This window comes from Streptomyces chartreusis (genome assembly GCF_008704715.1).
Classification (GTDB): domain Bacteria; phylum Actinomycetota; class Actinomycetes; order Streptomycetales; family Streptomycetaceae; genus Streptomyces; species Streptomyces chartreusis.
Window position 1 is genome coordinate 6,445,291 of record NZ_CP023689.1, and the last position, 15,855, is coordinate 6,461,145.

The window sequence follows — 15,855 nt, forward strand, 5'->3', positions numbered from 1 at the left end:
GCTAGCCCACCTTGTCGGCGAGGTCGCCCGCCAGCCTGCCGAGGACCGACTCGGCGCCCTTGCCGCCGTAGATCTCCTGGAGGGCGGAGGCCCAGCTGGTGGTGGCGTCGAAGAACTGCGCCTGCGGGGTGAACTGGATCTTCGTCTGGTCGACGACGGTCTCGAAGGTCTCGATGAAGCCGGGCAGGTGCTTCATCTTGTTCTTGTAGGCGGCGTCGTCGGCGATGGACCTGCGCACCGGGTCGATGTGGTTGTGCGTGATCGCGCTCCTGCGCAGGTGCTCCTTGCCGGTCGCCCACTGGAGGAAGAGCCAACTGGCGCTCTTCTTCTTGCTCTTGGCGTTCATGCCGAGCGACCAGATCCACATGTTGGTGGCCAGCGACCCGTCCGGTCCCTTCGGGCCGGGGTGGAAGGCGATCTTCCCGGACGCCGGACTCGCCCCTTCCACGGCCTGGAAGTAGGCGGCCGTGTCCGCGTCGAACAGCATCCCGGCCTTCTTCGCGCCGAGGTCGCTGGAGCACTGGTACCAGGTGTACGACGTCCAGGACGGCGGCCCGCCCTGCTTGACCATGCCCGCCCAGTCCTCGGTGAAGGCGACGGCCTCCGGGGTGTTCATCGCGGGTGTGAGCTTCCCGCCCTCGACCGTGAAGTCCTTGAGCCCGTTGCGGGCGTACATCGTCATGAAGCCCGGGTGGATGGTCGCCCAGCTGCGCGATCCCCGTACGGCGATCCCGTACATGCCGTCGAACCCGGCTCCCGGCGCCTTGCGCTTGATGACGCCGGCGATGTCGCGCAGCTCGTCGAACGACTCGGCGGGCTTGAGGCCGAGCTTCCTGAACACGTCCGTGTTGTAGGCGACGACGTTGGTCTCCCAGCCCCACGGCAGCGCATACTGCCCGCCCTGCCCGAGCGGCGCGCCCGCCTTCAGGGACCACTGGTCGGCCTGGAGGAGGTTGGGGAAGAAGTCGGCCTGGTCCCATTCGGAGCCGGTCGCCGAGGCGTTGCGCATCCAGGGGCCGAGGTCCTCCAGCCAGCCCGGTGGGCCGTACTGCCAGACCATGTACGCGCCCAGCATGAAGACGTCGTAGGAGGCACGTCCGCTGGACAGGTCGACGGTGAGCTTGTCGAAGTAGTTGTCCTCGGGGAAGACGTCGTACTCGACCTTGATGCCGGTCCGCTCGGTGAACGACTTCAGGTCGGCGATGAGTGCGTCGGTGTACGGGTGCTTGTTGAGCAGCGCCTTGACGGTGGTGCCCTTCTCCCGCTTCCAGTCGAAGGAGCCGGTGACGTCGTCCGCCGCCGAGCCGTCGCTCTTGCTGTCGTCGCCGCCGAACCCGGCACCGCACGCGGTCAGCGCAGGCGTGGCGGCCAGGGCTGCGCTCAGCGCCAGGAACCGTCGGCGGTCGTGCACGTGCGTGTCCATCCGTGACCTCCACGTGGGGCTCGGTCAGCTGATCGGGTTAACACGGCGAGTCGACTCGTTAACAGAGGGTGGAACGGCGGAAGTTGGGCGTCAATCCCTCGCGCACGGGAAAATATCGGTGCAGAGTGAGAAGTTAACGGATCCAGATGTGCGGGAGGCCGGATGACCGACGAGCACGAGGCCTGGCTGGGGATCGACCTGGGCACCCAGAGCGTGCGGGTCCTGCTGGTCACCGGGGACGGCACGGTCCTCGGCAGCGGCTCGGCGCCCCTCGCCGGCCGGCGCGACGGCGTACGGCACGAGCAGGATCCGGGGGACTGGTGGGAGGGCGTGTGCACGGCGTCCCGGGCCGCGCTGCGGGAGCACCCGCGGACGAGGACGCGGATCGGCGGGCTCGCGGTGTGCGGGACGTCCGGGACCGTGCTGCTGACGGACGGGGCGGGGCGGCCGATGACCCCCGCCCTGATGTACGACGACGGACGCGCGACCGTGCAGGCGGCCCGGGCGCGGATGGCCGGGGCGGCGGTGCAGGACACCTGGGCCCTGCCGAAGGCGGTGTGGCTGACCGAGACGTACGGCCCCGGCCGCGTCACCCACCAGCCCGACGTGGTCGTCTCCCTCCTCACCGGTGAGCTGCCGCCGGCCGACTCCAGCCACGCCCTGAAGACCGGCTACGACCTGGAGCACGACTCCTGGCCCGCCGTGCTGCCCCGCCTCGGCCTGCCCGGCAGCGCGCTCCCCGAGGTCGTCCGCCCCGGCAGCCCGCTCGGCGAGGTCTGCGCGAGCGCCGCCGACGCCACCGGCATCCCCGCCGGCACGCCCGTCGTCGCCGGGATGACCGACGGCTGCGCGGCCCAGATCGCCTCCGCCGCGCTGCGCCCCGGCTCCTGGAACTCCGTGCTCGGCACCACGCTGGTCCTCAAGGGCGCCTCCTCGACGCCGGTCCGCGACCCGACCGGCGTGGTCTACAACCACCGTGCCCCGGACGGCGGCTGGCTGCCGGGCGGCGCCTCCAGCGTCGGCGCGGGCGTGCTCACGGCGGCGTTCGCGGGCGCCGACCCGGCGGCGATGGACACGCTGGCCGCCGCGTACGAGCCCTCCGGCGCGATCGCCTACCCGCTCGTGTCACCCGGCGAGCGCTTCCCGTTCCACGCGCCGGACGCCACCGCGCTGGTCCTCGGCGAACCGGAGTCGGACGCCGACCTGTGGGCCGCGCTCCTCCAGGGCGTCGCCTTCACCGAACGCCTCTGCCTGGACTACCTGCACCACCTGGGCGCCCCCCTCGACGGCCCCCTCACCTTCACCGGCGGCGCCGCCCGCAGCCCGTACTGGAACCAGCTGCGCGCCGACGTCCTGGGCCGCCCGGCCCGGGTGCCTCGGGAGACGGAACCCGCCCTGGGGATGGCCGCGTTGGCGGCGTACGGCGCGGGCGCGGCACCCTCCCTCGCGCAGGCCGCGGAGGCCATGGTCCGGATCGGTGCGACCGTCGAACCCCGCCCCGGCCGCACCGCCCGCTTCGCCGAGCCGTACGCCCGCCTCGTCGACGAGCTGACCACCCGGGGCTGGCTGCCGCCCCCGGTCGCGGCGCACGCGCACGCCCGCCTGGACGGGGATACTGCGGACTCATGACCACGAGCACCGACGCGACCCTGCTGCTGGCCCGGCACGGACAGACCGTCTGGCACGCCGAGAACCGCTACGCCGGGGTCAGCGACGTGGCCCTCACCGACACCGGACGCGCCCAGGCCGACGCCCTCGGCCACTGGGCCGCCGCCCACCCGGTCGACGCGATCTGGACCTCGCCCCTCTCCCGTGCCGCCATTACCGCCGACCCGGCCTGCCGGGCCCTCGGCCTCACCCCGCACCGCGAACCGGGCCTGCGCGAATGCGACTTCGGGGTGCTGGAGGGCCGTACGCTCGCGGAGTTCGCGGCGCAGTACCCGGCCGCGGCGGAGGCGTTCCGCACCGACCCGGTGGCTAACCCGTTCCCCCGCGCGGAGGACCCGTCGGCCGCCGCCGGACGCGGCGCCGCGGCCCTGCGCCGGATCGCCGCCGCCCACCCGGGCGAGCGCGTCCTCGTGGTCGCGCACAACACGCTGCTGCGTCTGGTGCTGTGCACGCTGCTGTCGATCCCGGCGGGGGAGTACCGCAGAGTGTTCCCCCGGTTGCGCAACGCCGCGATCAGCGAACTCCTCGTGAGATCCGACGGATCCGCCGCACTTCTCTCCCTCAATGTGCCCTGTGACCCCGACCTGCCGTAGCACCATGGGGACATGACGGAGATCGACACCTCGGTACCGCACTCGGCCCGGATCTGGAACTACTGGCTGGGCGGCAAGGACAACTACCCCGTGGACGAGGCGGCGGGCGACGCGTACACCGCGGTCTTCCCCGGCATCGTCACCATCGCGCGCAGCAGCCGCGCCTTCCTGGGCCGCGGTATCCGGTATCTGGTGAACGAGGGGGGCGTGCGCCAGTTCCTCGACGTCGGCACCGGCCTGCCGACCGTCGACAACACCCACGAGGTCGCCCAGCGCCTCGCCCCCGAGTCGAGGATCGTCTACGTCGACAACGACCCGCTGGTCCTGGCCCACGCCCGCGCCCTGCTCACCTCGACCTCCGAGGGTGCGACGGCGTACGAGGACCTGAGCCTGTACGAGCCCGAGGAGATCCTCGAGGCGGCCTCCCGGACCCTCGACCTCTCCCGTCCCACGGCCCTGATCCTCAGCGGCATCCTCGGCCACGTCGCCGACTACGACCGGGCCCGCGAGCTGGTCCGTCGCCTGCTGGACGGCCTGCCCTCCGGCAGCTACCTCTGCGTCAACGACGGCTCCCGGGGCACCGACCCGGACTACGAGAACGCCCAGGACTCCTACAACGAGACCGGCGCCGTCCCGTACTTCCTGCGCCCGGTCGACAAGATCGAGGCGTTCTTCGAGGGCCTGGAACTCATCGAACCGGGCGTCGTCTCCGTCCCGCTGTGGCGCCCCGACCCTGCCGACCAGGAGCCCCGCCCGATCGGCCAGCACGGCGGAGTGGGCCGCAAGCCCTGACCGACGAGGACGAAGGGACGGCCACCGGGCGCGGCCGTCCCTCGGCTACCTCCCCCGCCTCACCTCGGTGGCCGCCCGACGGCGTTTCGGCGCAGGTGATTTGCCCGACGAGCGGCGTCCAGACGGCGTCGCCGCAGCCGCAGCAGCGCGATCGGCGCGAGGAGCAGCGCGGGCAGCAGCCACAGCGCCCGTGTTCCCGAGGACACGGGTTCCTGCGCCTCCTGCTTCCCCTGCGCCTCCTGCTTCGCCGGTGCGCCGATACCGGTCTTGGCCTGGCGCGGGGTCGGTGAGCCGAGCCAGACGGTCTCGTCCCCGGCGGCGGCCGACGGTGCGTTCAGCGAACGGTCGACGCTCTGCGGGAGCCCCGCGAAGTCCGAGGTGAAACGGTCGTCGGTGACGGTCTTCAAGGGGATCCTGGTGAGGTCGACACCGCCGTAGACGTAGCTGCGTACGTAGGTGGTGCTGCCCTTGGTTGTCCTGTCGGTGACCTTGAACTCGCCCTTGGTGTACGAGTCGACGTACCGGTCGAAGGTGTCGGTGGGCTGCCAGTCGCCGGTGCGCCGCCAGGTGTCGATGTCGCCGCTGTCGATGAGGTCGCCGTACGTCGTGTCCTTGGTCCGGCTCAGCTCGCGGTACCACTCGGCGGCGACCCGGGCGAGATACACGCGGCGCAGCTCGGCGTACTCGGGGGCGGTGTTGATGGCCTTCTTGAGCCTGGGGAGGATCAGGTCGCGGAAGAGCGCTTCGTTGTGATCCTCGGTGGCCTTGTCCTGCTCGGGGCAGGAGGCCGCGGACGACGCCCCGTTGTCCTTCAGGTACTGGGTCTCCATCTTGACGTCGAGGGGCGCGTCGAGGATGTAGAGCTTGTCGCCGTCCTGGTGGACCGACGCGGTCGCCGGCAGGATCCAGTTCCGGAACGACATGCAGTCACCCCGGACCCCCGCCCAGAACTTCCGTCCCGGCGCGCTGTGCGGATGGATGAGCTTGCCGACGGTCTTCTTCATCTCCAGATCGGCCTCCAGCATCACCTTCCCGGCATCCGTACGCCCCAGCCGGCCATCGACGATGCGCTCCGGCTCGTCGGGATTGAGGTTGACCCAGAAGTTCTGCGGGGCGAGGGAGAGCCAGACGAAGAAGGCGTCCGAGGACTGGGACAGGGCCGCGCGCCCCGTAGCGGTGCGGGCGTCCCCCTTCAGCGGCTTGAAGTCGGCGCTGAAGGAGTACTCCAGGCCGCTTCCGTCACCGGGGTCGGAGAGATAGCGCAGCTCCATGCTGGAGAAGTCGATGCCGCCGGTGCTCAGGCCGGGGGCGGCGAGCATGCTGCCCAGGCCCGTGGCGACGCGCGGGGTGTCCTCCGCCTCGTCGCAGGGATTGGCGGCCTTGGCTGCGGCCGTGAGTACCAACGTCTGCTGGAGACCCAGTGACTGTGTTCCGGTTCCCTGGTCAGGGCATTGTTTCGGGTCGACGGAGAAGGCGGGGGAGGGCTCGTGGCCGTACCGCGCCTCCAGACCGCGCCGCACCTCGCCGAGGTCGGTCACCAGTTTGTCCTTGGCGGTGGCGTTGCGTCGCTTCACCCTCTCCTCGTACTTCTCCTTCACCCCCTTCTCCGCCCTGCGCTCCGCCTCCGGGCCCAGGTGCGCAACCTTGTTCCGCGCCCACGCGATCTCCACCTCCCGGTCGACCCACTCCTGCACGCTGATGTCGTACGGGTGCCCGAAGACGAGCGGTGTGTCCGGGCGGTACAGGCGGGCGCATCGCGAGCAGTTCTGTCGTTCGGAGCTGCCGAGGAGCTCCGCCTCGTCACCGATGCCGTACTTGTCCAGCACCTTTTGGATGACGTCCTCGGAGTGCCTCTGCTTGCTTTTCTGGATGTTCAACGCGCTGACGACGACGAGTTCGCCCCACTTCGCGTCGTCCAGCCGCTGGACGGCTGCGCGCTTGAGATACTCCCGCAGCGGATCGACCCGGACGACCGATGCCGCCCACGCCTGGCGGCCCGTGTGGCTGAAGGTGGTGGTCTCCTTCAGGAGCGGCATGACCTGGTGGTCGTAGTCCAGCACCGTCGGGTCCAGAAAGACGGCCGCGCCGTTGCGGTACGGGTTCCACGCCTCGTTCTTGTCCGCCTTGGGCAACTCGCGCCAGAGGTCGTACCGCAGCTTCTCGATGGGTTCGAACGGCGAGGTCAGCAGTGGGTTCTCCTCCTGCATGGAGAGGTCGCGCCCCTTCGCCGCCCCCGGCGGCCGCTTGTCGTCGGCCACCCCGGGCGGCGCCGAGCCGAGCGGGACGAGCAGCGCCAGCAGCAGCGCTGCCAGCCATCTGGGTCTGTTCATGCCACAGACGGTGGATGGGCGGCGTGAAATGCCCATGAAACCGCCCGACATGGGAAGCCCCCGCGAGTCAGGTCCTCGCGGGGGCTTCCGTCATTCCGCCTGCCGTTCGTGAAGGGTGAGAAGACGATCACGAGGCAGGACGTTCTCGCCGGCTCAGGGAGCCAGCAGCAGTACGTCCGTACGGGACCTGGCCGCGGTGTAACGCCGGGCCACGTCCTGCCAGTTGACGACCTGCCACATGGCCTCGATGAAGTCGACCTTCTGGTTCCTGTACTGGAGGTAGAAAGCGTGCTCCCAGGCGTCGAACACGAGGATCGGCGTGGCGCCCTGGCCGGCGTTGCCCTGGTGGTCGTAGACCTGCTCGACGATCAGCCGCCCGCTCAGCGGCTCGTACGCCAGCACGCCCCAGCCCGAACCCTGCGTGGTCGCGGCGGCCTTGGACAGCTGCGCCTTGAAGTTCGCGAAGGACCCGAAGGACTCGGCGACGGCGTCCGCCAGCTCGCCCACCCCGTCCGCGGCGAGCGGCTCGCCACCGCCGTCGCCGGTCATGTTCTGCCAGTAGATGCTGTGCAGGATGTGCCCGGACAGATGGAACGCCAGGTTCTTCTCCAGGCCGTTGATCGACCCCCACGACTCCTTGTCCCGCGCCTCGGCCAGCTGCTCCAGCGTGTCGTTGGCGCCCTTCACATAGGCCGCGTGGTGCTTGTCGTGGTGCAGCTCGATGATCTCGGGGCTGATCACGGGCGCGAGCGCGGAGTAGTCGTAGGGCAGTTCCGGGAGTGTGTAGACGGGCATGAAGGGTCCCCTCAGAGCTCTTATTGCAAGTAGCTTGCAACAACAAGCTAACAGCAAAAAGCCCCCGTGCGGATCACACGGGGGCTCTGTCGCGGTACGGGGCGTGTCAGGCCGCGGCCCGCCTGCGCTGCCAGGCGTACCCGACGGCCGCCAGGAGCACCGTCATGCCGCCGGTGGAGTACAGCTGCACCCGGGTGTCGGGTTCGCGGGCCATCAGGACGAAGATCGCCGCCATGCCGGCCATCGCGACCCAGGTCAGGACCGGGAAGGCCCACATGCGCACGACCAGCTTCTCCGGGGCCTCGCGCTCCAGACGGCGGCGCAGCCGGAGTTGCGAGGCGGCGATGAAGATCCAGACGACCAGGATGACCGCGCCAATCATGTTCAGCAGCCACGGGAAGACGTCGTCGGGCCGCCAGTAGGACAGGACGACGCAGACGAAGCCGAACACGGAGGAGGCGAGGACCGCGATGCGCGGGATGCCGCCCGAGACCCGGCCCAGCGCCGCGGGACCCTGGCCGCGCTGGACGAGGGAGTACGCCATGCGCGAGGAGCCGTAGATGTTGGCGTTCATGGCGCTCAGCAGGGCGACCAGGACCACCACGTTCATCAGCTGACCGGCGCCGGGGATGCCCAGGTGGTCGAGGGTGGCGACGTACGGGCCCTTCTCGACGACCTCCTTGGAGTCCCAGGGGATCAGGGTGACCACGACCGCCATCGAGCCGATGTAGAACAGCGCGATGCGCCACATGGCCGTGCGGACCGCCCGCGCCACACCGCTGACCGGGTTCTCCGACTCGGCGGCCGCGATGGTGACCGTCTCCATGCCGCCGTAGGCGAACACCGAGGCCAACAGGCCGATGATCAGTCCCTCGCCGCCGTTCGGCAGGAATCCGCCCTCACCGGTGAGGTTCGCGGTGCCCGGCGCGTCCGTGCCGGGCAGGACGCCGGCGATGGCCAGCCCGCCCAGCACCAGGAACAGCGCGATCGCGCCGACCTTCAGCGCGGCGAACCAGAACTCGAACTCGCCGAAGTTCTTCACGGCGGCCAGGTTCGCGCCGCAGAAGACGACCATGAACAGGGCCACCCAGGCCCACTCCGGCGTGCCCGGCAGCCAGCCCGTCACGATCTTCGCGGCGCCGATGCCCTCCAGGCCGACGGCCGTGCAGAGCAGGACCCAGAACGACCAGCCGGCCGTGAAGCCCGCCCAGGGGCCGATGGCCCGCTCGGCGTGCGCGGAGAAGGAACCGGAGGAGGGATACGCGGCCGACATCTCGCCGAGCATCCGCATCACCAGCATCACGAGGAGGCCGGAGACGACATAGGCGATGACGATCGAGGGGCCGGCGGCGGCGATACCCGCCCCGGACCCGACGAACAGGCCCGCGCCGATGACGCCGCCGAGGGCGATCATCGACAGGTGGCGCTGCTTGAGACCGTGGGAGAGGGAGACGCCGTCCGCTTTCGCGGGCGTCTCCGTGGAGGTGCTGTTCTGCATGGGCGCGGCTCGTCCAATGCGTGAGAGGGCAAAAAACGCCCACAGTGTGGTCAGCCTCTCCGCTCAGAAGGAGAGACTGACCACTATGCGGACACTCACCGCACGGTGAGTGACCCCACTGTCACGCAGCGACGGCCGTGTAGTGCGACGCGTCCCCCTCGATCGAGTAGCTCGCCTTGCCCTCGATGCCGACCGGCACGTCACCGGCGACGGTCACCCGGTGCAGGCGGCGCGGCTGCCCGTCGTAGTTGTCGACGGCGTAGTGCTGGGTGATGCGGTTGTCGAAGACGACCAGCTGGTTCTCCGACCAGCGGTGCCGCAGGATGTTCTCCGGCCGCGTGACGTACGTCTGGAGCAGGTCGAGGATCTTGCGGGACTCGCCAGGCGACAGACCCACGATCCGCTGCGCGAACCCGCCGATGAACAGGCCCCGCTCACCGGTCAGCGGATGGACGCGGACCACCGGGTGGACCGTGCGGTACTTGATCGACGTGAACTCGGCGCGATTGGCGGCCTGCCGCTCGTCGACCTCCTCGTCCGCCACGGCGTAGTCGTAGTCGTTGGTGTGCTCCGCCCACAGCGTGTCCGCCAGCTTCCGCAGCGGCTCGGGCAGCTGACGGTAGGCCGCCGCCGAACTCGCGATCAGGGTCTCGCCGCCGTACGGCGGGATCGTGATCGAGCGCAGGGTGGTGGCCTGCGGCGGGTTGAGGACGAACGTGACGTCGGTGTGCCAGTGGTTGGCGGCGCGTCCCCGCTCGCTGTCGACCGGGAGGACGTTCGGGGTCCCGGCGATCGAGGAGACGGTGGGGTGGGCGGTGGTGACGTCGCCGAAGTGACGGACGAAGGACTGCTGGGTCTCGTCGTCCAGGTTCACGTCGTCGAAGACGAGCGCCTTGTGGACGTTGAGGGCCTCGCGCAGGGCGGCGACCGTGTCGGAGCCGAGCGGCCGGTCGATGTCGACGCCGGACACACGGGCGCCGATGTGTGCGGTGACCTTGTGGATTTCGATGCCGGACATGGGCGGTCCTTTCAGACGAGGGCGTTCTCGCGGGCGGTGTACTGGTTGGCGGGGCGCGGCAGGCCGTAGCGCTCGCGCAGGGTGCGGCGCGGGCCGTACTCCTCGCGGAGCAGGCCGCGTGCGCGCAGGATCGGGACGACGTGGTCGACGAAGGCGTCGAGGCCGGAGGGGAGCACCGGCGGCATGATGTTGAAGCCGTCGGCGGCGCCCTGCGTGAACCAGGTCTCGACGGCGTCGGCGACCTGCTCGGGAGTGCCGGCGAAGGTGAGGTGACCGCGGCCGCCGCCGAGCCGCCCGATCAGCTGCCGGACGGTCAGCCGCTCGCGCCGGGCCAGCTCCACCACGAGCGTGTAACGGCTCTTGGCGCCCTCGACGGCGTCCTCGGACGGCAGGTCGTCGGGGAGCTGAGCGTCCAACTCCAGCACGCCGGGCTCCAGTTGCAGCAGGCTCTCCAGCCGTCCCACCCCGTGCGTGTACACGATGTGGTCCTCGAGGAGCTGCTCGGCCGCCCGTGCCTCGGCCTCGGTCGAGCCGATCACCGGGACGATGCCGGGCAGCACCTTGATGTGGTCGGGGTCGCGCCCGGCCGCCGCCGTACGTGCCTTGAGGTCGGCGTAGAAGGCCCGTGCGTCCTCGATGGTCTGCTGGGCGGTGAACACCGCCTCCGCGTACCGGGCCGCGAAGTGCTTGCCGTCCTCGCTGGACCCGGCCTGCACGAGCAGCGGGTAGCCCTGCGGGCTGCGCGGGACGTTCAGGGCGCCCTCGACGCTGAAGTACGTCCCCCGGTGCCGGGGCGGATGGATCTTGGCGTCGTCACCCCACACGCCGGCCGCCTTGTCGGCGACGATCGCGTCGTCCTCCCAGCTGTCCCAGAGCTTCAGGGCGACGTCCAGGAACTCGGCGGCCCGCGCGTACCGCTCGGCGTGCGCGGGCTCCGCGTCGAGGCCGAAGTTGCGGGCGGCCTCCGCGCCCGCCGTGGTGACGATGTTCCAGCCCGCGCGGCCGCCGCTGATGATGTCGAGCGAGGCGAACTTGCGGGCCAGGTTGTAGGGGGAGTTGTAGGAGCTGGACGCGGTCGCGATCAGGCCGATGTGCTCGGTCGCCGTCGCCAGCGCGGTCAGCAGCGTGAGCGGCTCCAGGGCGCCGGCGGGCCGCTGCGCGAGGTTGTTCCACAGCTGCGGGCCGTCGGCGAGGAAGAGCGAGTCGAACGTGCCGCGCTCGGCGACCCGGGCCAGCCGGACGTAGTGGGCCAGGTCCACATGGGCGTACGGGTCGCTCTCGGGCAGCCGCCAGGAGGCCTCGTGGTGGCCGGTGTTCATCAGGAAGGCGTTGAGGTGGAGCTGTCTGGTCATCAGTGGTCCTCTGTTACGCCCAGTGCCGCGAGCAGCCGTTCGCGGTACTCGCCGAGCAGCGGGTCCCGGTACGTCCGTGGATGCGGGCGGTCGATGGTCAGGTCGAGGCCGATCCGGCCCCGGTCGAGCACGAGCACCCGGTCGGCGAGCACGATCGCCTCGTCGACGTCGTGGGTGACGAGCAGTACGGAGGGGCGGTGGCGTTCCCACAGCTCTCGCAGCAGGTTGTGCATCTTGATCCGGGTGAGGGCGTCCAGCGCCCCGAACGGCTCGTCGGCCAGCAGCAGTTCGGGCTCCCGGACCAGCGAGCGGGCCAGCGCGGCCCGCTGCTGCTCGCCGCCGGACAGCTCGCTCGGCCAGGCCCGCTCGCGGCCCCGCAGTCCGACCTCGGCGAGGGCGTCGCGGCCCTTCTGCTCGGCCTGGCTGCCGTCGAGCCCGAGCAGGACGTTGGCGAGGACGCGCCGCCAGGGCAGCAGCCGGGAGTCCTGGAAGACGACCGACACCCGGTCCGGGGCCGTGAGCTGTCCGCTACCGGTGACCTCGTGGTCGAGTCCGGCGACCGCCCGCAGCAGGGTGCTCTTGCCGGAGCCGCTGTGCCCCAGCAGGGCCACGAACTGGCCGGCGGGAATGTCCAGGTCGATGCCGTCGAGCACGACGCGTTCGTCGAACGACCGCGTCAGCGACCGGAGTTGGACGGCGGGACGGGTCAGCTGCTCAGTGTGCGGCGCCACGACAGCACCCTCCGTTCGATGAGACGGACCGTGCTGTCGGAGACGAGGCCGAAGATGCCGTAGACCACCAGGCCGACGAGGATGACGTCCGACTGGCCGTAGTTCGTGGCCTGGAACATCATGTAGCCGAGGCCGCTGGTGGCGTTGATCTGCTCCAGGACCACCAGGCCCAGCCAGGACCCGGTCACGCCGAGCCGGAGTCCCACGAAGAACCCGGGCAGTGCGCCGGGGATGACGATCTCCCGGATGAAGCGCAGCTTCGACAGGCCCTGCACCTCGGCGAGTTCGACGAACCGGTTGTCGATGCCGGACAGGGCGGCGTGGGTGTTGAGGTAGATCGGGATGTAGACGACGATCGCGATGATCGCGATCTTGAAGGTCTCGCCGATGCCCAGCCAGAGGATGAACAGCGGGATCAGACCGAGGGTGGGGATGGCCCGGTTGAGGTTGACCGTGCCGTCGATCAGCGCCTCCCCGGTGCGGGTGAGCCCGGAGGCCAGGGCCAGTACGACGCCGGCGGTCAGCCCGATCGCGAAGCCGGACGCGGCCCGCTGCAACGAGGTGAGGATGTCGGTGATCAGGGTCCCGTCGGTCCACAGCTGGGCGCCGGTCTCCACCACCGTCCAGGGCGCCGGTATCGCGGCGGGGTCGAGCGCCTCGGCGGCGGACGCGACGGCCCACAGGGCGAGCACCAGCAGGGGACCGGCGAGCCGGGCGGCGGGCAGGCGTTTGCCGGGGGCGAGCCCGCGGCGTCGTTTACGGGGCCGCTCGTCAGCCGTGACGACGGCGGCGGCCTTGTGCAGGGTGGTCGTGGTCATGGCGGTCACTTCCGGTACTCGGCCGGTACGGACTTGGCGGCGATGCCCTCGAAGCGGTGGTCGAAGAGCCCGCCGACGTCGAACTTCTTCACGAAGCCGCCCTCCGCGAGCAGATCCGCGGTCTCCTGCTCCCACTCGATCGCCTCGTCCCAGCTCGGCGGGAACAGCGGCTTGTTGGCGAGCTCGGTGATCGCCGCGGCCTGGGGGAGGGTCAGGTTCTGCGTCTTCACGTAGAACTCCCGGTTCCAGATGTCGGGGTGCTCGTACGTCCACACCTGGCCCTTGGCCCAGTACGGGATGTAGGCGGCGACCGCGGCGGCCTTCGCGGGGTCGTTCAGCACCGAGGCCGGCGCCCACAGCAGGTTGAGCAGGTCGACGACGTCGGTGGTGATGACACGGGCGCCCTTGCCCTCGTACTGCTTCAGATAGGCGGGCGCCTGGCTGTTGCCGAGCGGGGCGATGTCGACCTGCCCGGACTGCAGGGCCGTGAGGAACTGGTTGCTGGTCAGCGGGACCAGCTCCACCTCGTCGTACTTCAGCCCGGCCTTCTTCAGCGCGCGCAGCAGGACGACGCCCTGCGCCTGGCCCTGCGAGAAGGCGAGCTTCCTGCCCTTGAAGTCCTCGACCGACCGGATGTCGCTGCCGGGCTTGGTGGCGAAGAGGTAGTTGGGCTTACGGGTGACGTTGATCGCCACGATCTTCGCGTCGAAGCCCTGGTAGTACGCCTGGATCGGCGGGATGCCCGCGTTGTTGGCGAGGTCCAGCGACTTGGCCCGGAAGGCGTTGATGACATCGGGCCCGGCTCCGATGTTCAGCCAGTTGCTGACCTTGAAGGGCGGATCACCCAACTTGGCCAGTCTGAACTGGAGTTGCTGGGTGTTCTGGAAGGAGGAGATCTTCAGGCTGGTGCCGGCGGGCACGTTTTTCGCCAGCGGGGCGGTCGAGGCGCCTTTGCTCGCGGCGGCCGCGCTGCTGTCGGCGCAGCCGCTGAGTCCGGCGACACCGGCGGCGGCGCCGAGCAGGGAGGTGAGGAAGAGCCGTCGGTCGACACCGGACACGGGGGATGCGGGCATGGCAGGACTCCGTGGGTTCAAAAGGAAAGAAGGCATGCCGAATTCCGGGCCCGAAGAGGCCGGGAAAGGGAATTCAGGCAGGAGGAAATGAGCGCTTCACACGCGGCGGTGAGTCAGCAACAGAGGGTGCGACAGCTCACGAACAGGCTCATGAGCAGTAGGTTCCCGGCCATCGGTGCCCCTTGTCAACATTCCGAGTTTCTGAATTAAATAGCCTCAGGTGACGCGCCCAGCGGATCCCGGTACAGCACATCCAGAGCCACCGAACCGCCCGCCACCGCGAGCACGGAATCCGCGAAACTCGTAGGTGCGACGGCGGCCGCCCGCTCACTGCCGACGGCGTCGCGCAGCGCCGCGAGACAGTCCTCACGGCTCAGCACGCCGAGCTCGGTGACGACGACGGTCTCCGGGTTGAGGACGTCGAGCAGGAGCCCCACCGCCCGCCCGGTCATCCGCGCCCGGTCGGTCAGCAGCCGCAGGGCGACCGGGTCGCCGTCCCGCGCGGCACGCAGGACATGCCGCGGATTGGTCCCCTGGACGACCCCGGCCGCTCGCGCCCGGCGGCACAACGTCCGTTCGCTCAGCTCGACCTGGAGGCAGCCGACCCGTCCGCAGTGGCAGGTCTCCGTGCCGCCCGGCACCGGCAGATGGGCGATGGCGCCGGCCTGCGAGCGGGGACCGTGGTGCACCTCGTCGCCGGTCGCGAAGGCCGCGTCGACGACGTTGCCGACGAACAGGTGCAGCACGCTGCCGCTGCCGCGCGCCCGCCCGAACAGCCGCTCCGCGTTCACCAACGCCCGCGCGTGCCCGTCCACATGGACCGGCAGCCCGGTGCGGGCGCCGAGCACGTCCCGCACCGGCACCTCGCGCCAGCCCAGCAGCGGATGCTCGACGACGACGCCCGAGTCCCGGTCCACCCAGCCCCCGGCCGCGAAGCCGACGCCGAGCGGCCGGCTGCCCGGCGCCGCGTCCAGCAGCGCGGCCAGCCCGTCGGCGGCCCGGTCCAGGACGTCGTACGGATCCATGTCGCCGGTGTGCTTCAACTCCCGCTCGGCGACGACGCGTCCGCGCGGATCGAGCAGCGCCACCGTGGTGTACGGCACCGCCACATGGACCCCGCCCACGACGAACCGTGTGTCGTCCAGGTCGATGGGTACGTGCGGCCGGCCGACGCCGCCGGACTGCCGGGGCGCGGCGGCCTCGCGGATCAGCCCGAGCCGGGTGAGGCGGGCGCAGTGGTCGGTCACCGACGCCGGTGACAGCCCGGTCAGCCGGGCGATGTTGCTGCGGGCGACCGGGCCGTGCTCCAGCACGGACCGCAGGATGACGCTGGCGCTGGTCCGGCGCCGGTCACGGTCGGCGATACGGGGGACGGGGGACGTAAGGGTGGGTGCCGCGGTACGGGGCATGGGGTACTTCCTCGGGAGCCGGTCCGACACTGCGCCGTCTGCTGCGGGCGAGCCGGACCGGAGCCACCTCGGACCGACTCACCCCGGTCGGCGACAGGCGGCCGCGCCCACGCGTCGCAGGTCGACGTGGCGACGCGACGTGAAGTTCCGGGACTGGGCGACCATGCGCTCGAAGCTAGCAAAGCGGACCACCGCTGCCCAGACGGCGACCGACGGGCGAGACGGCTCTTCACATGCGGGCAATCTCTTCACGCGCGAGCAACATGATTGGCGCATTCCCACAGTCGGCCCGAAGCCCCGTCCTGTGAGTCGTACGTCCCTGCCTCAGTGACCGGCGTCACCCCGTACCCGGTGT

13 protein-coding genes are annotated in these 15,855 nt (G+C 70.5%); 3 read left to right on the forward strand and 10 right to left on the reverse strand.

Annotated elements, in window-relative coordinates; genetic code table 11:
- Position 1: 1 nt before the first annotated feature.
- Positions 2-1,423 carry an ABC transporter substrate-binding protein gene (locus CP983_RS28370; protein ID WP_150502630.1) on the reverse strand — a complete coding sequence of 474 codons (1,422 nt, stop codon included), beginning with the start codon at positions 1,421-1,423 and terminating at the stop codon, positions 2-4.
- A gap of 162 nt (positions 1,424-1,585) precedes the next feature.
- On the opposite strand from CP983_RS28370, the gene CP983_RS28375 reads away from it, so the two are divergent.
- Genes CP983_RS28375 through CP983_RS28385 form a run of 3 tightly spaced genes read left to right on the forward strand, consistent with a single transcriptional unit; the run spans position 1,586 to position 4,476 of the window.
- Positions 1,586-3,052, forward strand: coding sequence for an FGGY-family carbohydrate kinase (locus tag CP983_RS28375; protein WP_150502632.1), 1,467 nt, complete (start codon positions 1,586-1,588; stop codon positions 3,050-3,052).
- A complete protein-coding gene (locus tag CP983_RS28380; protein ID WP_150502634.1) occupies positions 3,049-3,684 on the forward strand; it encodes a histidine phosphatase family protein in 636 nt (211 codons plus the stop codon). The genes CP983_RS28375 and CP983_RS28380 overlap by 4 nt, the downstream gene beginning before the upstream one ends.
- Before the next feature lie 12 nt (positions 3,685-3,696).
- A complete protein-coding gene (locus tag CP983_RS28385; protein WP_107906519.1) occupies positions 3,697-4,476 on the forward strand; it encodes an SAM-dependent methyltransferase in 780 nt (259 codons plus the stop codon).
- Positions 4,477-4,535: 59 nt separating this feature from the next.
- On the opposite strand, the gene CP983_RS28390 is transcribed toward CP983_RS28385, so the two are convergent.
- The 9 genes from CP983_RS28390 to CP983_RS28430 all read right to left on the reverse strand — a co-directional run bounded on the left by CP983_RS28390 (position 4,536) and on the right by CP983_RS28430 (position 15,500).
- Positions 4,536-6,806, reverse strand: coding sequence for a hypothetical protein (locus CP983_RS28390; RefSeq protein WP_150502636.1), 2,271 nt, complete (start codon positions 6,804-6,806; stop codon positions 4,536-4,538).
- A 153-nt stretch (positions 6,807-6,959) separates the two neighbouring features.
- Positions 6,960-7,601 (reverse strand): superoxide dismutase, encoded by a 642-nt coding sequence (locus CP983_RS28395; protein ID WP_125525971.1) that lies wholly within the window; start codon positions 7,599-7,601, stop codon positions 6,960-6,962.
- 106 nt (positions 7,602-7,707) lie between these two features.
- Complete coding sequence (locus CP983_RS28400; RefSeq protein ID WP_150502638.1) at positions 7,708-9,099, reverse strand: amino acid permease; 1,392 nt, start codon at positions 9,097-9,099, stop codon at positions 7,708-7,710.
- 121 nt (positions 9,100-9,220) lie between these two features.
- On the reverse strand, positions 9,221-10,117 hold the full coding sequence (locus CP983_RS28405; RefSeq protein ID WP_150502640.1) for a TauD/TfdA dioxygenase family protein: 897 nt from the start codon (positions 10,115-10,117) through the stop codon (positions 9,221-9,223).
- Positions 10,118-10,128: 11 nt separating this feature from the next.
- Entirely contained in the window at positions 10,129-11,469 is a 1,341-nt protein-coding gene (locus tag CP983_RS28410) for an LLM class flavin-dependent oxidoreductase (protein ID WP_189748660.1), read from the reverse strand.
- Complete coding sequence (locus CP983_RS28415) at positions 11,469-12,200, reverse strand: ABC transporter ATP-binding protein (RefSeq protein WP_150502642.1); 732 nt, start codon at positions 12,198-12,200, stop codon at positions 11,469-11,471. Before CP983_RS28415 ends, CP983_RS28410 begins: the two co-directional genes overlap by 1 nt.
- Positions 12,176-13,018: an ABC transporter permease gene (locus tag CP983_RS28420; RefSeq protein WP_125525967.1), complete on the reverse strand. Its 843-nt coding sequence runs from the start codon at positions 13,016-13,018 to the stop codon at positions 12,176-12,178. Before CP983_RS28420 ends, CP983_RS28415 begins: the two co-directional genes overlap by 25 nt.
- Before the next feature lie 5 nt (positions 13,019-13,023).
- Entirely contained in the window at positions 13,024-14,091 is a 1,068-nt protein-coding gene (locus CP983_RS28425) for an ABC transporter substrate-binding protein (RefSeq protein ID WP_150502644.1), read from the reverse strand.
- Between the two features lie 206 nt (positions 14,092-14,297).
- Positions 14,298-15,500 carry an ROK family transcriptional regulator gene (locus CP983_RS28430; RefSeq protein ID WP_150502646.1) on the reverse strand — a complete coding sequence of 401 codons (1,203 nt, stop codon included), beginning with the start codon at positions 15,498-15,500 and terminating at the stop codon, positions 14,298-14,300.
- Positions 15,501-15,855 lie beyond the last annotated feature (355 nt).